The following is a 23,379-nucleotide window of genomic DNA, read 5'->3' on the forward strand; positions in this document are numbered from 1 at the left end:
AGCTTCGTGTTCGTTGCTCGGTTCGAGCCGTGCGCCCGCCCCGCACTGCTCGTGTGAGCCGGAGGAAATCGATGCCGTCGGTCGTCCAATCCAACTTCCGCGTCCGTAAGAACCTGGGTCGCGTTCGTCGCATCATCGACGTCCCCAACCTGATCGACATCCAGAAGTCGAGCTACGACAAATTCCTCCAGATGAGCGTTCCGCCGAACGAGCGGGAGGAGGTCGGGCTGCAGGCGGTGTTCCGCTCGGTCTTCCCGATCAAAGACTTCAACGGCACGAGCGAGCTCGTCTTCGTCTCGTACAACCTGGAGCCGCCGAAGTACGACGTCGATGAGTGCCGCCAGCGCGGTATGACCTACTCGGCGCCGATCAAGGTCACGAACCAGCTGATGATCTACGACACCCGCGACGGCGGGGAGCGGATCGTGCGCGACATCAAGGAGCAGGAGGTCTACTTCGGCGAGCTCCCGCTGATGACCGAGACGGGCACGTTCATCATCAACGGGACCGAGCGCGTCGTCGTCAGCCAGCTGCACCGCAGCCCCGGCGTCTTCTTCGATCACGACAAGGGCAAGACGCACTCGAGCGGCAAGCTGCTCTACTCCGCGCGCGTCATCCCGTACCGCGGCTCGTGGCTCGACTTCGAGTTCGACCCGAAGGACATCATCTATGTCCGCATCGATCGCCGGCGGAAGATGCACGCGACGGTGCTGCTGCGCGCGCTCGGGTACTCGACGCAGGACCTGCTGAACTACTTCTACTCGACCGAGACCGTTTACCTCGAGAAGGGTGGCAAGTACGCGAAGAGCATCGAGTACGATCTCCTGGCCGGTCAGCGGACGACGCGCGACATCAAGATCGGCAACGACGTCATCGTCAAGAAGAACACCAAGTTCACCCGCGCTGCCATCCGGAAGATGAAGGAGGCGAAGCTCGAGCGGCTCAGCCTCGAGCCGGAGGAGCTCGTCGGGAAGGTCGCGGCGCACGACATCGTCGACCCGGAGACCGGCGAGGTCGTGGTCGAGGTGAACGAGGAGCTGACCGAGGCGAAGCTCGAGCGGCTGCGCGACGCGAACATCGAGCAGTTCCGCATCCTCTTCATCGACGGCCTGAACGTCGGCTCGTACCTCCGCGACACGCTGCTCACCGACAAGGTGAAGACGATGGAGGACTCGATCCTGGAGATCTACCGGCGGCTGCGGCCGGGCGATCCGCCGACGCTCGAGACCGCCAAGACCCTGTTCCACAATCTGTTCTTCAACGCCGAGCGTTATGACCTCTCGAAGGTCGGCCGGCTGAAGCTGAACTACAAGTTCTACCGGGATGTCCCCGAGGACGAGCGGCCGGGGCTCGACCTCACGGTGCTCACGCCGCAGGACATCCTGGAGACCGTGCGTCACCTGATCGAGCTCAAGAACGGGCGCGGCTCGGTCGACGACATCGATCACCTCGGCAACCGCCGCGTGCGCGCGGTCGGCGAGCTGATGGAGAACCAGTACCGCATCGGCCTCGTCCGCATGGAGCGCGCGATCAAGGAGCGCATGAGCATGTCGCAGGAGATCGACACGCTCATGCCCCACGATCTGATCAACGCGAAGCCGGTCAGCGCGGTCGTGAAGGAGTACTTCGGGAGCTCCCAGCTCTCGCAGTTCATGGACCAGACCAACCCGCTCTCGGAGGTCACCCACAAGCGCCGCCTCTCGGCGCTCGGCCCGGGCGGCCTGACCCGCGAGCGCGCCGGGTTCGAGGTGCGCGACGTCCACGCGACCCACTACGGCCGTATCTGCCCGATCGAGACGCCGGAAGGGCCGAACATCGGCCTCATCGCGTCGCTGTCGACGTTCGCCCGCGTGAACGAGTTCGGGTTCGTCGAGACGCCGTACCGGAAGGTCGAGAACGGCCGGGTGACCGAGGACGTGATCTGGCTCTCGGCGCTCGAAGAAGAGGGCAAGTACATCGCGCAGGCGACCGTGAACCTCGATGAGGGTGGCCGCTTCAAGGAGTCGCTGGTCTCGGCCCGCTACAACGGCGAGTTCAAGATCGTCACGCCCGAGATGGTCGAGCTGATGGACGTCGCGCCGAACCAGATGGTGTCGGTCGCCGCCGCGCTCGTGCCCTTCCTCGAGCACGACGACGCGAACCGCGCGCTCATGGGCGCCAACATGCAGCGTCAGGCCGTGCCCCTCGTCGTGTCGCACGCGCCCCTCGTCGGCACGGGCATGGAGGAGCGGCTCGCCCGCGACTCCGGCGTCTGCGTCATCGCGCGGCGCCCCGGGGTCGTCGAGAGCGTCGACGCGACGCGCATCGTCGTCCGCGCCGAGGGCGAGGGCGCCGAGGTGCCCGATATCTACCACCTCATGAAGTTCCAGCGCTCGAACCAGTCGACCTGCTACACGCAGAAGCCGGTCGTCAGGACGGGCGAGGTGGTGAAGAAGGGCGACGTGCTCGCCGACGGCCCGTCGACCGACATGGGCGAGCTCGCGCTCGGCCAGAACGTGCTCGTCGCGTTCATGCCGTGGCAGGGCTACAACTTCGAGGACTCGATCCTGGTCTCCGAGCGCATCGCCAAGGACGACGTGTTCACCTCGATCCACATTGAGGAGTTCGAGTGCGTCGCCCGCGACACGAAGCTCGGCAAGGAGGAGATCACCCGCGACATCCCGAACGTCGGCGAGGAGGCGCTCAAGGACCTCGACGACTCCGGCATCGTGCGCATCGGGGCCGAGGTGCGGCCGGGCGACATCCTGGTCGGCAAGATCACGCCGAAGGGCGAGACCCAGCTCTCGCCCGAGGAGAAGCTGCTCCGGGCGATCTTCGGCGAGAAGGCCGGCGACGTCCGCGACAGCTCGCTCAAGGTGCCGCCCGGCGTCGGCGGGATCGTCATCAACGCCCGCGTGTTCTCGCGCAAGGGGACCGAGAAGGACGACCGCGCGCGGGACATCGAGGATCAGGAGCGGGCCAGGATCGAGCGGACGCGCGACGAGGAGATCAAGATCCTCCGCGACTCGTTCTTCCGCCGCATCCGCGAGCTCCTCCTCGGCAAGGAGGCGACAGGCAAGCTCGTCGACGACAAGGGCAAGGTGCTCTTCCAGAAGGGCGCCATCATCGACGAGCCCTCGCTCGCCGAGATCCCCCGCAAGTACTGGGGGGAGATCCCCGTCGACGACGCCGATCGGGTCCAGCAGATCCTGCGCGACCTCGAGGAGCTCGTCCGCACGCGCGAGGAGCACTTCCGCGACAAGATCGATCGCCTCTCCAAGGGCGACGAGCTGCCGCCGGGCGTCATCAAGATGGTGAAGGTCTATATCGCCATCAAGCGCAAGCTCCAGGTCGGCGACAAGATGGCAGGCCGCCACGGCAACAAGGGTGTCATCAGCCGCATCCTCCCCGAGGAGGACATGCCGTATCTGCAGGACGGCAGGCCGGTCGATCTCGTGCTGAACCCGCTCGGCGTGCCGAGCCGCATGAACGTCGGTCAGATCCTCGAGATCCACCTCGGGTGGGGCGCCTTCGAGCTCGGCAACCAGCTGCAGCGGATGATCGAGCAGCAGCGGGCGAGCGCCGAGATCAAGGAGCACCTGAAGGCCATCTATGCGGGCGACGAGACGATGAACGGCTTCTTCGACAACCTCGACGACGGCGACGTCAAGCGCTTCGTCAAGACGGTCGATGAGGGCGTGTTCATGGGATCGCCGGTGTTCGACGGCGCGCACGAGTCGGACATCAAGGGCGCCCTCGATCTCGCGGGTCTCCCGACCTCGGGCCAGGCGATCCTCTTCGATGGGCGCACGGGCGACGCGTTCGATCAGAACGTCACGGTGGGCATCATGTACATGCTGAAGCTCCACCACCTGGTCGACGACAAGATCCACGCTCGCTCGATCGGGCCCTACTCGCTCGTCACGCAGCAGCCCCTCGGCGGCAAGGCGCAGTTCGGCGGGCAGCGGCTCGGCGAGATGGAGGTCTGGGCGATGGAGGCCTACGGCGCGGCCTACGCGCTGCAGGAGTTCCTCACCGTGAAGAGCGACGACGTGATGGGCCGCACCCGGATGTACGAGGCCATCGTGAAGGGGGACTACACCCTGGAGGCGGGGCTGCCGGAGAGCTTCAACGTGCTCATCAAGGAGCTCCAGTCGCTGTGCCTCAACGTCGAGCTGGTCGAGACGAGCGCAGGGGTGGAGGCGTCGGCCGCGGAGGAAGAGGAGTGATGCAGTTCGTCACGTCACGAGCGCCGCGCGCCTTCTCGGTGACGGCAGGGGAGGCGCGCCGCGCGGGCGGCGCGCTCCCGAAGACTCAAGCAGTCGGCGCGGACAGGTTCATCGGTTTCGTTTCTGTCTCCGGAGGTCTCCATGCGTGACATCTTCAGCTTCTTCGAGAAGCCCAAGGACCCGCTGTCGTTCAGCGCCATCCGCATCTCGCTCGCGAGCCCGGAGAAGATCCGCGAGTGGTCGCACGGCGAGGTGAAGAAGCCGGAGACCATCAACTACCGGACGTTCAAGCCGGAGCGCGATGGTCTGTTCTGCGCCAAGATCTTCGGGCCTGTGAAGGACTACGAGTGCAACTGCGGCAAGTACAAGCGCATGAAGCACCGTGGCATCGTGTGCGAGAAGTGCGGCGTCGAGGTCATCCAGTCGAAGGTCCGGCGCGAGCGGCTCGGGCACATCTCGCTGGCCACGCCGGTCGCCCACATCTGGTTCCTGAAGAGCCTGCCGTCGCGCATCGGCAACATGCTCGACATCACGCTCAAGGACCTGGAGAAGGTGCTTTATTGCGAGGCGTACATCGTCATCGATCCCAAGGAGACTGGCCTCATGCGGGGCGATCTCCTGAGCGAGGAGCGGTATCTGCAGCTCCTCGACGAGTACGGTGACGACAAGTTCAGCGCCGGCATGGGCGGCGAGGCGATCCTCGAGATGCTCAAGCAGGTCGACGTCCACGGCCTGGCGGAGCTGCTCAGGACGGAGATGCGCGCCGCGACCAGCGAGGCCAAGCGGAAGAAGCTCGCGAAGCGGCTCAAGGTCGTCGAGGCGTTCCGCGAGAGCGGCAACCGGCCCGAGTGGATGATGCTGACCGTGATCCCGGTGCTCCCGCCGGATCTGCGCCCGCTCGTCCCCCTGGACGGCGGCCGCTTCGCGACCAGCGATCTCAACGACCTCTACCGCCGCGTCATCAACCGCAACAACCGCCTGAAGCGGCTCCTCGAGCTGAACGCGCCGGAGATCATCATCCGGAACGAGCGCCGGATGCTGCAGGAGGCGGTCGACGCGCTGTTCGACAACGGCCGCCGCGGCAAGACGATCACCGGCCCGAACAAGCGCCCGCTCAAGTCGCTCTCCGACATGCTGAAGGGCAAGCAGGGCCGGTTCCGCCAGAACCTGCTCGGCAAGCGCGTCGACTACTCGGGCCGCTCCGTCATCGTCGTGGGCCCGACCCTGCGCCTGCACCAGTGCGGCCTGCCCAAGAAGATGGCGCTCGAGCTCTTCAAGCCGTTCATCTACAACAAGCTGGAAGAGCGCGGCTACGTCAACACCATCAAGAGCGCCAAGAAGATGGTGGAGAAGGAGCGCCCGGAGGTCTGGGACATCCTCGAGGAGGTCATCAGCGAGCACCCGGTGCTCCTGAACCGCGCCCCGACGCTCCACCGCCTCGGCATCCAGGCGTTCGAGCCGGTCCTCATCGAGGGCAAGGCGATCCAGCTGCACCCGCTGGTCTGCGCGGCGTTCAACGCCGACTTCGACGGCGACCAGATGGCGGTCCACGTGCCGCTGTCGGTCGAGGCGCAGATGGAGGCGCGCGTGCTCATGATGAGCACGAACAACATCCTCTCGCCCGCGAGCGGTAAGCCGATCATCAACCCGACCCAGGACATCGTGCTCGGGCTCTACTACGCGACCCGCGAGCGGAAGTTCGAGAAGGGGTCGTACCGCGCGGACACCCTCGCCTTCGGCGAGGACGGCGTGGCGCAGGGCTACCTGCGCGGCATCTACGCCTCCCTCGAGGAGGTGCGGATGGCGTACGACAACGGCGAGGTCGCGCTGCACGCCGGCATCCGCGTCCGCGTCCCGATCATCGACGACGACGGCAACCCGCAGCTCGACGAGTTCGGCCACGTGAAGCGCCGCATCGTCGAGACCACGGTGGGCCGCGTCATCATCTCCGAGGTCCTCCCGAAGGGGGTCGCGTTCGAGTACGCGAACAAGACCCTCGACAAGAAGGCGCTCTCGGCGCTCATCGACGTCTGCTACCGCATCCACCGCAACAAGGAGACCGTCCTCCTCGCGGACCGGCTCCGCACGCTCGGCTTCGACCACGCGATGCGGGCCGGTATCTCGATCTGCATGGATCACATGGTGATCCCGGCGGCCAAGAAGGTCCTCCTCGGCGAGGCGCAGAAGGAGGTCGAGCGCGTCGTCGAGCAGTACCAGGAGGGGCTCATCACCGACGGCGAGCGGTACAACAAGATCGTCGATATCTGGGCGAGCATCGCCGACCAGGTCACGACCGAGATGATGGCCGGCATCGGCAAGGAGACGGTCGTCGACCACGAGACGGGCAAGGAGTCGATCGAGCCGAGCTTCAACCCCATCTACATCATGGCCGACTCCGGCGCGCGCGGCTCCACGCAGCAGATCCGGCAGCTGGCCGCGATGCGCGGCCTGATGGCCAAGCCGTCCGGCGAGATCATCGAGACGCCGATCACCGCGAACTTCCGCGAGGGTCTCAGCGTGCTCCAGTACTTCATCTCGACACACGGCGCCCGGAAGGGGCTCGCCGACACGGCGCTCAAGACGGCGAACTCCGGGTACCTCACCCGGCGGCTCGTCGACGTGGCGCAGGACGCGGTCATCTCCGAGTTCGACTGCGGCACGCTCGACGGCATCCGCGTGGCGAAGCTCGAGGAGGCCGGCGAGGTCATCCAGCCGCTCGGCGACCGCATCCTCGGCCGCGTCGCGCTGGAGGACGTCGTCGACCCGCTCACCGGCGAGGTGCTGATCACGGCGAACACCGAGCTCGACGAGCAGGCGGTGCGGTCCATCGAGGACGCCGGCATCGAGGAGGTCGTCATCCGCTCGGTGCTCACGTGCCAGCTCCGCCGCGGGGTCTGCGCGCTGTGCTACGGGCGCGACCTCGCGCGCGGCTACCGGGTCAACATCGGCGAGGCGGTGGGCATCATCGCCGCCCAGTCGATCGGCGAGCCGGGCACGCAGCTCACGATGCGCACCTTCCACATCGGCGGCACCGCGGCGCGCGGCAAGATCGAGGCGAGCTACCTCGAGGCCCGCACCGAGGGCACCGTCCGCCTCCGCCGCGCGGTCGTCCAGAAGAAGAAGGACGGCACCATGGTGGTCATGAACCGCCACGGCGAGATCGTGGTCGTCGACGAGACGGGGCGCGAGCGCGAGCACAACCGCCTCGTCTACGGCGCCATCCTCAAGAAGGCCGACGGCGAGCGCACCAAGCCCGGCGAGCTGCTCGCCGAGTGGGACCAGTTCGCGACGCCGATCCTCACCGAGGTCTCCGGCGTGGTGAAGTTCGGCGACCTCATCGAGGGTGTCAGCGTGCAGGATCGCCTCGACGAGGTGACGGGCCTCTCGCGAAAGGTCGTCATCGAGTCGAAGGCGGCCGACGTCCGCCCGCGCATCTCGCTGAAGGACCCGGAGTCGGGCAAGACGCTGAAGCTCCCGAACAGCGAGCTCGAGGCGCGCTACCTGCTCCCTGTCGGCGCCCACATCGTCGCGCAGGAGGGGGATCTCATCGAGGCCGGCGAGGTCATCGCCAAGATCCCGCGCGACACGACGAAGGTGCAGGACATCACCGGCGGTCTGCCCCGCGTCGCCGAGCTGTTCGAGGCCCGAAAGCCGAAGGATCACGCGATCATCAGCGAGATCGACGGCGAGGTCACGTTCGGCAAGGACACGAAGGGCAAGCGGAAGGTCATCATCACGCCGTACTCGCCGGACGGGCACGCGCTCGGCGATCAGGCGCGCGAGTACCTGATCCCGAAGGGCAAGCACATCCAGGTGCAGCCGGGTGACCGGGTGCGCGCGGGCGACCCCCTCCAGGACGGCCCGCCGAACCCGCACGACATCCTCCGGGTGAAGGGCGAGAAGGAGCTCTCGGCCTGGCTCGTGAACGAGATCCAGCAGGTCTACCGGCTCCAGGGCGTCGGCATCAACGACAAGCACATCGAGGTCATCGTCCGGCAGATGCTCCGGCGGGTCCGGGTGCGCGAGGTCGGCGATACGAACTTCCTGGTGGACGAGCAGGTCGAGAAGCACATCTTCGAGAAGGAGAACGAGACCGTGCTCGAGCGCGGCGGCAAGCCCGCCATCGCCGAGGCGCTCCTGCTCGGCATCACCAAGGCCAGCCTGTCGACCGAGTCGTTCATCAGCGCCTCGTCGTTCCAGGAGACGACCAAGGTGCTCACCGAGGCCGCGATCAACGGCAAGACGGACGATCTCCGCGGTCTCAAGGAGAACGTCATCATGGGCCGCCTGATCCCGGCCGGGACGGGGCTGCCCGCCTACAAGCGCCTCCAGGTCGTGGTCGAGGGCGAGCCGGTGGCGCAAGCGCCGTACGTCGCCCCCAGGCCGCGTCCCGAGGAGACGCTCACGGCCGTGAACGAGGAGTAGCCGACCTGCAGGCGCGCCCAGGGCGGGATTCAACCCCGACCCCGGGCGCGCCGCCCATCTCCCGAAGCGCGCTCGCAGCGCTCGGGAGGCGTTTTGCCCGTCGCCCCAAGGTGACCAGCCTGGCGAGCCGCGCCGGACGTGGCGCGCGCGCCTACCCGGAGCCAGTCTTCACTTCCACGTCGCAGCGTATCGGGTCGAGCGGGCATCGCCAGCCAACCGGCGTCGGCTGGAATGCTCACGGGGCTCGCGCGCCGCGCCGAGCTCTGCTCTCATTCCTCGAGCGCACCCCATGGCTGCATACGCCGCGAGCGGCTGGCCAGCTCTCCCCGCGTGCTCCCGTTCCGCGAGGGTTCTTGGGCGCGCCACCTCCAATTTCTGGGTAGAATCAGGGTTTCGATGGCTTCCGTTCAAGGATTGAACCAGCGGATTGCCGATCGCCTCGTCCTCGAGGGGCGCATCACCCCGGACGATCACCGTCGTGCGGTGGAGTACGCGATGCGTACGCGCGGCCGTATCGAGGACGCCATCATCGAGCTCGACATCGTCAACGAGGCCGAGCTCCTGAAGTTCATCGCGACCGTCCACAACACCCGCTTCGTCTCGACCGAGAAGCTCTCGAAGGCGATCATCGAGCCCCGCGTGCTCGCCAAGGTCTCGGCGATCACCGCGACGTTGCACGGTGTCTTCCCGGTGCTGCTCGACGATCGGAACACGACGCTCTCGGTCGCGACGGCGGATCCCGACAACGACGTCGCGCTGCACGAGATCCGGCTCGCCGCGGGCGTGCGGGACGTACGCGCCATCGTCGCCAGGCCGGCGGCGGTCCGCGCGGCCATCGCGTACCACTACCGGGGCGACACGACCGCGTTCAGCTCGCTTCTGCGCCCGGTCAACTCGTTCGACGAGATCCTCTACACCAACAGCAATAACCCGTTCGAGCGCGCGTCGATGACGCACGAGCGCGCATCGATCACGCACGAGCGCGCGTCGATGACGCACGTGCCGGCGGTGGTCCCGCAGCCGGCGCACGGGCAAACGATGCACGGGCTGCCGGCGCACGCGGCGCCCACGCAGGCGGCGCCGATGCACCCGCAGGCGATGCACGTGCAGCCGGCGCACGCGGCGCCCACGCAGGCGGCGCCGGTGCCTGCGCCGCTCGTCACGGCGCCGCAGGTGCCCGCGGTGATGCGGGCGCCCTCCGCGCCGCCCCGAGTGGCCCCGGCCGGGCCCCCGCCCACGCCGGTGCCCCCATCGCCGCCCCCCCAGCAGCACGTCGCTCCGGCGCCGATCTCCGCGCCGGTCGCCGCGGCGCCGCCCCCGCCGCCGCCGCATCCGACGACGACCCACGCGTACGTCGAGACGCTCAACGTCCTCGTGAGCCTGCTCGAGAACGCGCGGCAAGACCTTCGAGGCCACTCCTCCACGGTCGCCCGCATCGTCCGCAAGCTCTGCGAGCGCATCGGCCTGCCGCCGACGACGGTCGCGAGCTACGTGGCCTCGGCCTACCTGCACGACCTCGGCAAGAACGGCCCGTACCACCTCACCGCGCTCAACGTCGCCGAGTACGAGGGGCACCGGCTCGCCGCGACGAAGAGCGTCGATCTTCCGGCGCACCTCATGGAGTCGGTGGGGCTGCCGCAGGAGGTCGTCTCGGCGATCAGCATGATGTACGAGCGCTACGACGGCAGCGGCTTCCCCGATGGCCTGTCTGGCAAGGAGATCCCGCTCGGCGCGCGCATCCTCGCGGTCGCGGACACCTACGCCGATCTCACGCAGAACCCGCGCAACCCGTACCGCAAGGCGCTCCGCCCGCCGGAGGCCTGCGACGTGCTCGCCCAGTACCGCGCCACCATCTTCGATCCGAACATCGTCGATCTCTTCCGCCAGGTCATGACGGGCGACGACATGCGCGCGAAGCTGCTCTCCGATCGGCACCAGGCGCTCATCGTCGACCCGGATCCCGAGGAGACGACGGTGCTCGAGCTGCGCCTGCTCGAGCAGGGCTTCGAGGTCTCGATCGCGCGCAACGTGGCGCAGGCGCGCCGCGAGCTCGAGACGAAGGACATCGAGGTGGTCGTCAGCGAGATCGACCTCGAGGAGCCCGACGCCGGCCTCACGCTCCGCTCCGACGCGCTGAAGCTCGGCTTCGGCCGCGACAAGACGTGGGTCATCCTCACCGCGAAGACGGACCGGCAGACCGCCCAGCGCGCCTTCGATCTCGGCGTCGACGACTTCGTCTCGAAGCCGGCGTCGACCGACGTCATGGCCGCCAAGCTCCGCCAGCTCATCGAGCGGCGCTCCACGACCTCCGTCCCCCGCGGCGTGTCCGGCTCGCTCGCCGAGATGGGCCTGCCGGACATGATCCAGATCCTCTGGCACGGCCGGAAGACGTGCGCGCTCAAGATCCAGGCGAACTCCATGGCCGGCGAGATCCACTTCGCCGATGGACAGGTCGTCCATGCGCTCTGGGCCGGCGCGCTGGGCGAGGACGCGTTCTACCGGATGCTCACGCTCCGGGAGGGCGACTTCCGCCTCGACCCGAGCTTCTCGCCCAGCACCCGCAGCATCACCGCGTCACCCGAGGCGCTGCTCCTCGAAGGGATGCGACGCCTCGATGAAGGGACCCTGTCCTAGGCGCGTCGCGCTGGAGACCCCTTGAAGAGCCCCGTCTGCATCGAGACCCCGCGGCTGCGCCTCTTCATCCCTCCCGTCGAGTTCGCTGGCCGCTACCTCGCCTATTTCGAGCGCAACCGCGACCACCTGGCGCGGTGGGATCCGCCGCGCCCCGAGGGCTTCTACACCGAGGCGTTCTGGCGTGAGCGCCTCCTCCGCGACCACGAGGACTTCGCCGCGGATCGCGCGCTCCGGCTCGCGCTGCAGTCGCGCGGCGCCCCCGGCGGCGAGGTGATCGGGGTCTGCAACTTCACGCAGTTCGTCCGCGGCGCCTTCCAGGCCGCGACCCTCGGCTACTCGCTCGACCAGCGCGCCGTTGGCTCAGGCCTGATGTTCGAGGCGATCGAGGCGGCGATCGCGTACATGTTCGACACGCTCGGCTTCCACCGGGTGATGGCGAACTACCTGCCGCACAACGAGCGCAGCGGCCGGCTGCTCCGGCGCCTCGGCTTCGCCGTCGAGGGGTATGCGCGCGATTACCTGTTCATCGATGGTGCGTGGCGCGATCACGTCCTGACCGCGCTGACCAACCCGAGGTCCGCGCCTCCGGGCGGCTCGCGAACGACGGGGGCAGCGCACCCCGTCCGCGGCGCCGGCCCCCGCCACGGTTGATCCGGCCGCTCCTGGGATCGCGCCGCCGCGCGGCGTCCTGGCCGCACGCCCCTGCCGGCCGGCGACCGGCCGGCAACCAGGCGAGAACGCTGAAGATTGCGGCTTACCGCCCCGCGACCGCCGCGCGCCGCGTCTTGCCCCGCAGCGGGCGCCGCCCTAGCTTGTCCCGAGGCGTGGACCGCGAGTGCGGCCGCGACCCGGAGGCACATGTACGGTCCGCAAGGCAACGGTGGCGGCAGCGCACGCAGGCCAGCGCAGCGCTCGACGAAGGTCACGGTCCCCGAGATCCGCTCCCGCAAAGGGGTCTCGCCGATCGCGATGGTGACGGCGTACGACTTCACGATGGCGCGGCTGCTCGACGAGGGCGGCGCCGATCTGCTGCTCGTCGGCGACTCGCTGGGGATGGTCGTGCAGGGGCACACGACGACGCTCCCCGTGACGGTCGAGGAGATCTGTTACCACGGGCGCGCGGTGGTGCGCGGCGCGCGGCGGGCCCACGTCGTGGGCGACATGCCGTTCATGAGCTTCCAGCTCTCTCCGATGCACGCGCTCGAGAACGCCGGGCGCATGATGAAGGAGGGCAGCTTCGAGAGCATCAAGCTCGAGGGAGGCGAGGAGATCGCCGAGCACGTGCGCCGGATCGTCGCCGCGGGCATCCCGGTGATGGGTCACCTCGGGCTCACGCCGCAGTCGGTGCACGCGATGGGCGGGTTCAAGGTGCAGGGCAAGGGCGACGAGGCGGCCGAGCGCCTCATCGCCGACGCGCGCATCCTCGACGAGGCGGGCGTCTACGCGATCGTGCTCGAGGCCATCCCGCCGGATCTCGCGGAGGAGGTGACGGCCGCGGTCTCCGTCCCGACGATCGGGATCGGCGCCGGGGCCGGCTGCGACGGGCAGGTGCTCGTCTGTTATGACCTGCTCGGGATGTTCCGCGAGCTGACGCCGAAGTTCGCGAAGCGCTTCGCCGAGGTCGGCGATCAGATCGTGGAGGCGACGCGCGCCTACGTGGACGAGGTGCAGTCGCGCGCGTTCCCCGCTGCAGAGCACAGCTTCAAGCCGAACGGGCCTCGCCGGGCCGCCAGCGTGCCCGCTGCGCCGGCCAAGACCGAGTTCGCGCCGGCCGACGAGATCCCCCCGCACTGGCAGACGCACTGAGCGCGGCAGCGCGGCGTGGCGCGGCCGGTTGACTCGACTCGACTCGACGCCGGCTGCTCCGCGCCGGCAGGCGCGCGCTCCGCGCGGGCAAGCGCGCCGGAGGGGGCCGGCCTCAGCTCGCCTGGCCTTCCGCCGGCTCCTGCCGCCCTCCGATGGCGCGCAGCAAGAGCTCGACCGCGAGCAACAGGAGCAGCAGGAGCGCGACGTAGGGCGACCCGTCGATGGATGCGGCCATGCCGCCCAGCTCTGCCGCGCGGGCGCTCTCGGCGACGCGCCTCGGGCGGAGGTCGATCTCGCGCTCCGGGACCGACACGACGCGCGTCGAGCGCTCGCCGTCCAGGGTGAGCTCGTAGAGGCCGGCGAGCGGCGGAGACACGCGCAGGCGCCGCTCGACCTCGGCGACGGGGAGCGCCTCGCGTGACTGCGAGGCCCCGTCGCGGTCGACCCGCACGCGCTCGACCTTGACGTCGTGGTAGCCGTCGAACGTCCACAGCTCGCCCGCGGCGAGGCGCCGCGCGTCGCCGCGGGCGCGCGCGGCGCCGACGAAGCCGTCGAGCAACGACAGGAACGCGGGCCGCAGCGCGACGTCGCTCTCCTCCGTGCCGAGGGGCAGCGTCATGAACAGCACCACGCCGCGCCCGAGCGGGCGGCGCACGAGGAACGGGGCGCCGTCCGCCCACCGGGCGAGCACCTCGGCGCCCTCCGAGGCCTCCGCGCCCAGCGTCGCCCGGCCGCGCGGGGCGACGTCGGCGAGGCTGGGCGCGGACGGGCCGAGCCAGCCTGCCGTCGCCGGGTCCACGCCGGGCACCGGGGAGGCCGACCAGCGGACGACGCCCGGGACCAGCGGCTCGAACCCGGCGCCGAGCGGCGCCGCGGCCGCGCGCTGGCCGAGCGTCAGCAGCGCGACGCCGCCCCGCTCGACCCACGCGGCGAGCGAGCGGCGCACCTCCGGCGTGAAGCCGGGCGCGTCGTCGACGATGAGCCCCGCATGCGCGGCCAGCTCGTCCGCGTGCTCCGGGACCGAGGGAAGCGGCCTGATCTGCGCGTCCAGGTCGAGCGCCGAGAGGGCCTGCTCGAGCGGCGGCGGGCCGCCCGTCTCGACGTGCGTGGTCGCGGGGTCGACCACGACCGCGATCGAGAGCGGGCCGCCGGCGGAGATGATCGGGGCGCGGTCGTCCTCGGCGATCGCGTCGCCGCCGGTGAGCGCGGCGATCAGGATCTCGGGCGCCGCGGCCGGGAGGTCGATCGAGAGCTCCTCGGCGCGCAGGGCCGGATCGAGCGCGACCTTGCCGAGCACGGCGTCGCCGGCGCGCACCTCGAGGGCTCGCCCCGCCGCCGCGGAGGCGCCTGTCGCCGAGGCGCCTGCGGCGGCGCCCGCCGCGGGCGGCGCGTCCGCGCCGCCGTCTCGCTGCGCGACGGCGACGTCGGGCCCGCGCGCCGCGGTCGACGCGGCGGTGCAGACGACGCGGACGCGCGCCTTCTGGCCGGATCGATCGGCGCGCACGATCCCGCAGTCCTGGCCCGTCGCCTCGAGCTCCTGGAGCGGCACCCACGTGGCGATGTCGGGGGTGCCCGAGATGGGCGGGGCGTTGGGCGTGCCGTCCGCGAGGTCGCTGAGGAGCACGATGCGTTTGTCGCTCTGAGGCAGCCCACGGAGCAGATCGCGGGCGAGCGCGAGGGCGCCGTCGATGTCGGTGGCGCGGTCCGACGGCGCCGCCGCGGCGAGCGCCTCGCTGACGGCGGCGAGGTTGGTGGTCGACGCGAGGGCGACGCGGGCCGGGGCGCCCGCGAGGACGAGCGCCGCGGCGTCGCCGGGAGCGAGGCCGCCGGCGAGCTCGCGCGCGGCCGTGAGCGCGCGCTCGAACCGCGAGGGCGCATGCGAGGAATCGTGCGAGGAATCGTGCGAGGAATCGTCGATCGACCGCCCGTCGCGCGCGGCGCCCTCGGCGCCGTCCGTGCGCGCCCGCATGCTGAGCGAGTCGTCGACGACGATGGCGAGCGCGACCGACGCGCCGGCCCTGCGGCTGAGCGACAGGTGCGAGCAGCGCAGGAGCGGCGTCGCGCCGAGCACCGCGAGCGCGATCACCGAGACGGCCCGGGTGGCGAAGAGGGCGCGGTCCTCGAGGAGGCTCCGGCGCCGCGCCGTCGGCGGCGTGGGCGGGACCAGGCGCGCCGGCGGGAACGGCCGCTCCTCGGCGCGGCGACGGCGCAGGAGGTGCGCGGCGACCGGCGCGCCGACGAGCAGCGCGACCAGCAGCGCGCCGAGCGTGACGAAGCTCATCGGCGCACCTCGGCGATCGCCTGCACGAGCGAGCGGACGACGTCGGTCGGAGGATCGGCGCTCGTCGCGCGGAGCAGGCGGCCGCCGCGCGACGCGAGCGCCCGCGACCAGGCCTCGGCCAGGGCGGCGAGGCGCGCCTGGTACTGCGCGCGGACCGCGCCCGCGTCGGCCTCCACGACCGCGCCGCCCTCCAGGGCGCGGAGGCGCACGTTGCCCTCGAAGTCGAGCGTCGCCTCGCTGGGATCGAGGACCTGGAGCGCGATCAGCGTGCGGCCGCCGGTGCTCAGCGACGTGAACGCCGAGAGCGCGCGATCGGCGCCCGACGGGGCCGCGCCGGACTCATGAGCAAGATCGATGAGATCTGAGATGAGGAGGACGACGGCGCCGCGGCGGGCCTTCTTCGCGATGGGCGCGAGCGCGCGCTCGACGGCGCCGGCGTCGCCGCTCCAATCCTGGGCGGCGGAGGTGGCCTCGAGGGCGCCGACGATCCGCTCGAACGCCTCGCGCCCCGCCATCGCGGGCAGGCCGTGGGTGCCGGCGCCGCCGAGCCAGGCGAGCCCCACCGGGTCGCCGGTGGCGAGCGCGACGCGGGCCATGGCCGCGGCGATGAGCGCCGCGTAGGCCAGCTTGGCGCCGGGCGCGCGCCGGCCGCGGTAGGACATCGAGGCGGTCGCGTCGACGCACAGCCACAGGGCGCGATCGGTCTCGGTCTCGAACTCGCGCACCATGAGGCGATCGTGGCGGAGCAGGGCGCGGCGATCGAAGAAGCGGAGATCGTCGCCGGGCACATAGGGCCGCTGACCGCCGAACTCGACCCCCGCGCCCTTGCGGACGCTCCGGTGCATGCCGGCGTAGACGCCCTCGGCGACGGCGCGCGACTTGAGGCGGAGCGGGGCGAGCCCGCCCCAGTCGATGGGGAACGCTGCGAGCGAGGCGCGGTCGGAGGCGAGCGGCACGGTGTCGCTTCTTAGCCTGGATCCACCGGGCGATCACCTCGCGGCAGCGGCGCGTCGGCGCTGCGGGTGGACGCGCTGCAGCCGTGCGTCGGCGCTGTCGGTGGACGCGCGGCTGCCGAGCGCCGGCGGCGCGCCGAGCCGCGCTCGGGGACGCTCCTGGGCTCCCTCCCTCGCGCGGCTTTCTCGTGGGCTTTCCCGTTCTTCCGGGGGCGAGGGCTTGCCGAGGCGACGCCCGCCGCACATCAGCTCCGTGGAATGGCTGACGAGAAGAGGCCGGCGTCGCGCGCGTGGCTCGGGTACCTGCTGATCGCGGTCGGGATCCTGGTCCTTTCCGGGATCGTCAGGTCACGAGGGCGCCCGCTCGTGCCGTACGACGAGGCGGTCGCCGAGGTGCGGCGCGGGGAGATCTCCGCGGCGATCGTGAAGCCCGACGAGATCGAGCTGATCCGCCGCGAGAGCCCGCAACGACCGGAGGAGCGCGTCCGCGTGACGCGGCTGCCCGGCGTCGAGGACGAGCCGCTCGTGAGGGCGCTGCTCGACAAGCAGGTCCGCATCGAGGCGAAGAGCCCCCAGACGTCGGTGTGGATGCAGGTGGCGATCTGGATGTTGCCGCTCCTCCTCATCAACGCGGCGTTCTTCATGATGCTGCGGCGGGCGGGGCAGGGGGCCGGCGGGCCGCTCGGGTTCCTGCGCAGCAAGGCGAAGATCTACGATCGATCCAGGCAGGATCCGGTGCGCTTCCCGGACGTCGCCGGCGTCGATGAGGCCAAGGACGAGCTCGTCGAGGTCGTCGACTTCCTCAAGGAGCCCTCGAGGTACCGCTCGCTGGGCGGGCGGATCCCGCGCGGCCTCCTGCTCATCGGGCCGCCGGGCACCGGCAAGACGCTGCTCGCGCGGGCGGTGGCGGGCGAGGCGAACGTGCCGTTCTTCTCGCTGAACGCGAGCGAGTTCGTCGAGATGTTCGTGGGGCTCGGGGCCGCGCGGGTCCGCGAGCTCTTCGAGGAGGCGCGCAAGAGCGCGCCCAGCATCGTGTTCATCGACGAGATCGACGCCGTGGGCAGGACCCGGGGCGGCCTCGGCGCCCTCGCGACCCACGACGAGCGAGAGCAGACGCTCCACCAGCTCCTCGCCGAGCTCGACGGCTTCGACGCGCGCACCACCGTGATCCTGATGGCCGCCACCAACCGCCCCGAGGTGCTCGATCCGGCGCTCCTGCGGCCCGGGCGCTTCGATCGCCAGGTCATCGTGGATCGGCCCGATCTGCGGGGCCGCGAGGCGATCCTCGCCGTCCATGCGCGGCGGGTGCCGCTCGCGAGCGACGTCGATCTCGGGCTCGTGGCGCGCCGCACGCCGGGCATGGTCGGCGCCGATCTCGCGAAGATCGTCAACGAGGCCGCGCTGGCCGGGGCGCGGCGCGGCGCGAGCGAGATCGGACAGGCCGATTTCGACGAGGCGCTCGATCGCTCGCAGCTCGGGCTCCGGCGCCGCGGGCAGATCATGACCGCGGAGGAGCGGCGGCGCGTGGCCTACCACGAGGCCGGGCACGCCCTCGTCGCGCTCGCGCTGCCGGCCGCCGATCCGGTAGAGCGGGTGTCTATCGTGGCCCGCACGATCGGCGCGCTCGGCGTCACGATCCAGGTGCCCCGCGACGAGCGCCAGCTGGTCACCGAGCAGGAGATCGAGTCGCGCGTCACGGTGATGCTCGGCGGCAGGGCGGCGGAGGAGCTCGCGCTGGGGCAGGTGTCGAGCGGCGCGCACGACGATCTCGGGCGCGCCACGGCGCTCGTCCGCGAGATGGTGACCCGCCTCGGGATGAGCCGGCGCCTCGGGCTGGCCGCGCTCGCGCGCACCGTCGGCGCGCCGATGCTCGGCGTGCTCCAGGAGGAGCGCACGTGCAGCGAGGAGACCGCCCGCGAGGTCGACGAGGAGGTGAGGGAGCGCCTCGGCGAGATGTACCTGAAGGCCAAGCAGCTGCTCGTCGATCGCCGCGAGGGCCTCGAGGCGGTCGCGGAGGCGCTCGTGCTCAAGGAGACGCTGCGCGGCGAGGAGCTGGAGGAGGTCGCGGCCGTGTCGACGCGGCGGAAGATCGCCGTGGGCCCGCCGAGCGCGGCGTGAGCCTCAGGCCGCGCGCCGCCGGCGCCTGAGGCCGCCCGCGAGCGCGGCGAGCGACAGGCCGGCGGCCGCCCACGCCCGGCCGCCGGCGCTCCCGCGCGGCGCGCCCCCGGCCGCGCGGCAGGCGCAGCCGCCGTCCTCCTCCGCGAGCTCGCCGCCTGCCGGGGCCTCCGGCTCGCCGACGCCGATCCCTCGCACCGCGATCATCTGCACGGGTCGGTCGGGGTCGTTGGACTCGACGAGGACGGTCGCCGCGAGCTCGCCGCTGGCCTTCGGCGCGAAGCGGATCGCGAAGTCGATCTCCGTTTCTGGGTCGATCCCGAGCGCCGCGTCCGCGAGCTCGAAGCTCTCCGGGTCGTCGGTCGTCACGACGGCATCGAGCAGCGCCTCCCCCGCGTTCGACAGCCGGACGAGCTCCACGTTGGCCTGCCCCACCTCCACGGCGCCGAAATCGATCTCCTGCTTGTCCAGCGCGAGGTCCGGGAGCGGCACATGGACGCGCTCGCTCTCGAAGACCCATTCCCGCTCGGTGAGCGGAAAGGCGAGCGGGATGTCGGCGAGCGGGATCGACCACGAGCGGCCCAGCAGGCTGACGCTGAACGCGGGGACGAGGTGGAGCGTGCCGTCGTACCGCACCGAGCCCTCCGGACGAACGTTGAGCTCGACCGACGGGCCTCCCAGGTAGTCCACGGAGGAGGCTCCGCCTTCGGAGGTGATGTCGCCTCCGCTCACCGTCGCCTGATCGAGCGTCTCGATGGCCACGCGATGGGTCGTGTAGCGGGCCGCGACGTCCATCGCGATGTCGAGCTCGAACCTCCCGTCGATTCCGGGGATCGAGCCGCCGATGAGGTCGCCGAGCGATACGGACGCAACGCGCTGCAGCGCGGTGGAGCTCTCCAGCGTGATGCCCGGCTCCCAGCCCCAGGCGTCGAACTGCTCTCGCGCGTGCACCTGGAAATCGATCTGGGGCACATAGGGGATATCCCCCGTCCAGTCGAAGTCCTGGCCCAGGACGGAAACGCTGATGCGTCCCTGTGCGCTGACATCGAGTCCAACATCGCAGCTGAACGCGCCTCCATCCGGGGCGCCTGGCGCCTTGAGCGCGAGCGCCTCTGGCCACGACGCCTCGAGCGCTCCGTTCAACGAGACCTGGGTATCGGCGTAGACCGCCGCCCCGAGGCTGACTTGGAGCGGTGAGCCCGGCGGGACCCAGCCTGTATCGAAGTCGAGCTCGAGCGGGATGGCGTCTTTGCGCTGAAACGTGAGCGGTCCCCGCGCGCACTGGAGCGGGTCGTCCGCGCACGGCACGGCGAGCGAGTCATAGGCCGAAGCGGCCGCGGGGGCGAGGAGGGCGAGCGCGGCGGCGACGCAGGGGAGAGCGCGCCGCCGCCGGGGCCGAGCAGAGCGGAAGGCCGCGAGGGCAGCGCCGTCGGACAGCAAGGAACGCATGAGAACGATTACCACGATCCTCGCGCTCCACGCCATGGCCGCAGCCCCCCGATGGCGGCGCGCCAGGCACGTCCCAGCTGCGTTCCTGCGGCGTCCTAGCGCGCCCCGAACAGCGTGCCGACCACGATGCCGGCGGCCGCGCAGAGAATGGCCACCACGGTCCAGAGGATGAGCTCACGCGAGGTGCCGCCTGCCGGCGGCGCAGGGTTAGCGGGCGTCTCGCGGACCACCGCGGCCGTGCGTTCGGGCAGCGCCCTCCTCACCGCGCTCGCCACCGCGCTCTCCGGACGCGTGACCGGATGGCCGACGTGGCCAACATGGCCGACGCCCGGGGCGGAAGCACCGTCCTGGAGGGGCGCGGCGTAATCCAGGCCGGTCCGCTCGAGCGCGAGATCGGTGATCGAGACGGCGTCCGCGAGGCTCGCGGGGGTGTGGTGCACGACGCGCCGTTCTTCCCGGCAGGCGCGCAGGGCGTCGGCGAATGCCCTGGCGCACGGGTGCCGCTCGGAAGGGCTCTTGGCGAGGGCCCTCAGGATGACGGCCTCCAGGCCGGCCGAGATGAGCCCGGAGCGCTCGCTGGCGCGCGGCGGCAGCGGCTGCTCGGCGATCTGCGCCGTCATCACGGCGATGGGCGTCCGCTTGCTGAACGGCACGGCGCCGACCGCCATCTCGTAGAGGATGCAGCCGAGCGCGTAGATGTCGCTGCGCGGGTCGACGTCCTCCCCGCGCACCTGCTCCGGCGCCATGTACTCCGGCGTCCCGAAGATCATGTCCTTCTCGGTGAGCCCGGTCGTCTGCTGCTCGCCGTGCACCACCTTGGCGAGCCCGAAATCGACCACGCGGACGCGGCCGGCGAAGGGTGACGGCGCGGCGCCCGCGTGCCCGTGCGGGCGCTCGATGAGCACGTTGGCCGGCTTGAGATCGCGGTGCACCACGCCCGCCGCGTGCGCGGTCTCCAGCGCGGCGCAGATCTGCAGGGCGATCTCGATCGCCAGGTCGATCTCGATCGGCGCGTGGTCCCGCAGGAGCTCCTCGAGCGAGCTGCCGTCGATGTGCTCCAGCGCGATCACGAGGAGCCCGCCCTCCTCGACGAAGTCGAGCATCCGGACGACGTGAGGGCCCTCGACGCGCTCCAGGATGGCGGCCTCCCGGTGATAGCGCCTGAAGATCTGGGGCGTGCCCGAGAGGTGCCTGTGGATCACCTTCAGCGCGACGCGCTGGCCGTCCTCGTCGCGGGTGGCGCGGTAGACGACGCCGGAGGCCCCCTCGCCGATGACGGACTCGACGGTGTACCGCGACGCGACGCCGTGCCCGGCGGGCAGGCGATCGGGCGCGGGCTGCTGCGAGGTCACCGCCCACCGCCCGCGTCCGCGGGGATCGGCGGCGCGGGATCCGGCGAAGGCGCCCTGAGGTGCAGCTCCGTCGACGAGGTGCAGGCGCGCACGATCTTGGGGCTGAGCTCGATGGGATCGAGCCGCGCGGCGGGGTCGGCCTCGCGCCACGCGGCGCACGCGGTCTCGGCGAGCCCTGTGGCGTCGAGCGCGACGTAGGCCTCGAGCAGGTGCCGCTGCACCGTGGCGATCTGCACCCGGGCGAGATCGCCGTAGCCGAGCAGGCGGCTCGCCCGCGCCACGGCGTCGATGTAGCGGCCGCTCCGCACGTCGCCGGCGAGCTGCGGCAGCTCGGCGTCGACCCGGCGCTGGGCGTCGCGCGCGCGGCCGGCCCCCTCGGAGCGCACCAGCGCGCCGGAGCTCGCGGCCTCGGCCTTGCCCTGGGTCGTGAGCGGCAGATCCGTGAGCGGGACGAGGATCACCATGCCGCGGCGCAGCGGGTCCTGCTTGAGGTGGTTGTACTTGTCGAGCATCCACGCGTGGTCCCGCTTGCCCAGGAAGCGATAGGCGATGGTGAGCAACGTGTCGTGCTGGCCGACGACGTACCGCAGGTTGTACGGCACGATGATCTCCTGCCCGTCGGTCGGCTCGAGCCAGGGCCACGTGTCGTTCGAGAGCGCGAGGACGTCGCTCCGGTCGGCGGTGCCGAGCAGCCGCTCCGCGAGGATCGCCCAGGTCTCGCCCGCGGTGACGCGGTGGTGGCCCAGCGCGGGCACCTCCAGCCGCAGGCCGGGCATGATCGGCACGCCGGCGCCCGCGTCGAGCGCGTTGGCGGCGACGAGCACCTGCTCCATCTGCACGCGCCCGTAGGTGCGTTCCGCGATCTGCGCGAGCGTCTCGCCCTCGCGGACGACGTGCGGGAACGCCGCCGCGGCGCTGCCGACCAGCGTCGTCGCCGCGAGGGCGCCCACGGACAACCAAGCTCGCCGAGACATCACGCCGCCGAGGGTACCAGGGGATCGCGCGCTGTGGGACGGCTCGCGACCGCTCGCGCGGCGGCGCGCGGGGAACGTTTGCCACGATTTCGTCGCGCCCGTGGTTTCGTGCCAGAGTGCGCGCCACGCATGAAAGACACGACGACGGCCGGCAGGATCCCGACGTGGCTCTCGCGGCGCTCGCCTGCGGCGGCGCGGCTCCTCGCGGCCGGCCTGCTCGGGCTGGCGACGCCGGGCTGCCTCGTCCGGCAGGGGCTGTACGACGAGGCGCGCGCGGAGATCCGGAGAGAGCGCGACGCGGGTGACAGAGCGCGGGCCGAGGCCCAGAGCGCGCGCGCCGAGGCCGCGCAGCGGTCCGCGCAGGTCGCCGCCATCGAGGAGGAGCTGGCGCGCCTTTCGGACGACCTCCGGGCGCGCGATCTCAGGCTGTCCGAGGCGACGACGGCCGAGGCAGGGCTCGCGCGGCGGCTCGACGAGCTCGCCGCCATGAACCAGGAGCTGTCGGCGCGGCTCCGGAGCGCCGGGCAGAGCGTGGGGCAGCTCGCCGGGGAGCGGGGCAGCCTGTCGGCAGAGCTCGCGGAGACGCGGGCCAAGCTCGACGATCTGCGCCGGAAGCAGGCGGCGGCGGAGGCGCGCGCGGCCGGGATCCGCGATGTGGTGGCCCGGCTCCAGGGCATGGTCCACGCCGGGAAGGTCCATGTCGGGCTCCGCGGGGGACAGCTGCTGGTAGAGGTGCCGAGCGACGTGCTCTTCGACGCCGGGAAGGCCGACGTCAAACGGGAGGGCCGGGCGGTGCTGGTCGAGATCGCCAGGGTGCTCCGGAGCATGCCGGACCGCAGGTTCCAGGTCGCCGGGTACACCGATGACGGCGCTGATGACGGGCGCACGAGGGGGAAGAGCGCGAGGTTCCCGTCGAGCTGGGAGCTCTCGTCGGCGCGCGCGGTGGCGGTCGTCAAGGCGCTGATCGAGGCGGGAATGGCGCCGCGGAGCCTGTCGGCCGCAGGATATGGTGAGTTCGCGCCGGCGGCGACGAACGCCACGAAGGCGGGGCGGGCGAAGAACCGGCGGATCGAGATCGGCCTGGTCGCGGAACAGGAAGAGGCGGAGAAGGCGGGGAAGGCAGCCGGCGAGACCGGAGCGGTGACAGCGCCGTGATGGATTGAGATTCAGGGGTAGCGTCAT

12 protein-coding genes are annotated in these 23,379 nt (G+C 71.1%); 7 read left to right on the top strand and 5 right to left on the bottom strand.

Features of this window, described 5'->3' with window-relative positions; genetic code table 11:
• The first annotated feature begins 71 nt into the window (after positions 1–71).
• From rpoB to panB, 5 genes are all read left to right on the top strand, one after another.
• A complete protein-coding gene (gene rpoB / locus WMF39_RS02345; RefSeq protein WP_437743925.1) occupies positions 72–4,208 on the top strand; it encodes a DNA-directed RNA polymerase subunit beta in 4,137 nt (1,378 codons plus the stop codon).
• 141 nt (positions 4,209–4,349) lie between these two features.
• A complete protein-coding gene (gene rpoC, locus WMF39_RS02350) occupies positions 4,350–8,633 on the top strand; it encodes a DNA-directed RNA polymerase subunit beta' (protein ID WP_437743926.1) in 4,284 nt (1,427 codons plus the stop codon).
• A gap of 396 nt (positions 8,634–9,029) precedes the next feature.
• Positions 9,030–11,267 (top strand): HD domain-containing phosphohydrolase, encoded by a 2,238-nt coding sequence (locus WMF39_RS02355; RefSeq protein WP_437743927.1) that lies wholly within the window; start codon positions 9,030–9,032, stop codon positions 11,265–11,267.
• A gap of 21 nt (positions 11,268–11,288) precedes the next feature.
• Positions 11,289–11,918 carry a GNAT family N-acetyltransferase gene (locus WMF39_RS02360; RefSeq protein WP_437743928.1) on the top strand — a complete coding sequence of 210 codons (630 nt, stop codon included), beginning with the start codon at positions 11,289–11,291 and terminating at the stop codon, positions 11,916–11,918.
• Between the two features lie 207 nt (positions 11,919–12,125).
• Positions 12,126–13,073 carry a 3-methyl-2-oxobutanoate hydroxymethyltransferase gene (gene panB / locus WMF39_RS02365; RefSeq protein WP_437743929.1) on the top strand — a complete coding sequence of 316 codons (948 nt, stop codon included), beginning with the start codon at positions 12,126–12,128 and terminating at the stop codon, positions 13,071–13,073.
• A 112-nt stretch (positions 13,074–13,185) separates the two neighbouring features.
• Here panB and WMF39_RS02370 read toward each other — a convergent pair whose 3' ends face one another.
• The gene (locus tag WMF39_RS02370; protein WP_437743930.1) at positions 13,186–15,354 is read right to left on the bottom strand and encodes a VWA domain-containing protein; all 2,169 of its coding nucleotides are present in this window, start codon (positions 15,352–15,354) and stop codon (positions 13,186–13,188) included.
• Positions 15,351–16,310 carry a DUF58 domain-containing protein gene (locus tag WMF39_RS02375; RefSeq protein ID WP_437743931.1) on the bottom strand — a complete coding sequence of 320 codons (960 nt, stop codon included), beginning with the start codon at positions 16,308–16,310 and terminating at the stop codon, positions 15,351–15,353. Before WMF39_RS02375 ends, WMF39_RS02370 begins: the two co-directional genes overlap by 4 nt.
• A 255-nt stretch (positions 16,311–16,565) precedes the next feature.
• Between WMF39_RS02375 and ftsH the strand changes: the two genes are divergently transcribed.
• Complete coding sequence (ftsH, locus tag WMF39_RS02380; RefSeq protein WP_437743932.1) at positions 16,566–18,425, top strand: ATP-dependent zinc metalloprotease FtsH; 1,860 nt, start codon at positions 16,566–16,568, stop codon at positions 18,423–18,425.
• 3 nt (positions 18,426–18,428) lie between these two features.
• On the opposite strand, the gene WMF39_RS02385 is transcribed toward ftsH, so the two are convergent.
• The 3 genes from WMF39_RS02385 to WMF39_RS02395 form a co-directional block, all read right to left on the bottom strand.
• Entirely contained in the window at positions 18,429–19,871 is a 1,443-nt protein-coding gene (locus WMF39_RS02385) for an Ig-like domain-containing protein (RefSeq protein ID WP_437743933.1), read from the bottom strand.
• A 95-nt stretch (positions 19,872–19,966) separates the two neighbouring features.
• A complete protein-coding gene (locus WMF39_RS02390) occupies positions 19,967–21,223 on the bottom strand; it encodes a serine/threonine-protein kinase (protein ID WP_437743934.1) in 1,257 nt (418 codons plus the stop codon).
• Entirely contained in the window at positions 21,220–22,197 is a 978-nt protein-coding gene (locus WMF39_RS02395; protein ID WP_437743935.1) for a LysM peptidoglycan-binding domain-containing protein, read from the bottom strand. The genes WMF39_RS02390 and WMF39_RS02395 overlap by 4 nt, the downstream gene beginning before the upstream one ends.
• 129 nt (positions 22,198–22,326) lie before the next feature.
• On the opposite strand from WMF39_RS02395, the gene WMF39_RS02400 reads away from it, so the two are divergent.
• Positions 22,327–23,352 carry an OmpA family protein gene (locus WMF39_RS02400; RefSeq protein ID WP_437743936.1) on the top strand — a complete coding sequence of 342 codons (1,026 nt, stop codon included), beginning with the start codon at positions 22,327–22,329 and terminating at the stop codon, positions 23,350–23,352.
• The last annotated feature ends 27 nt before the right edge of the window (positions 23,353–23,379 follow it).

This window comes from Sorangium sp. So ce1504, from assembly GCF_051521635.1.
GTDB classification, from domain to species: Bacteria; Myxococcota_A; Polyangia; order Polyangiales; family Polyangiaceae; genus Sorangium; species Sorangium cellulosum_B.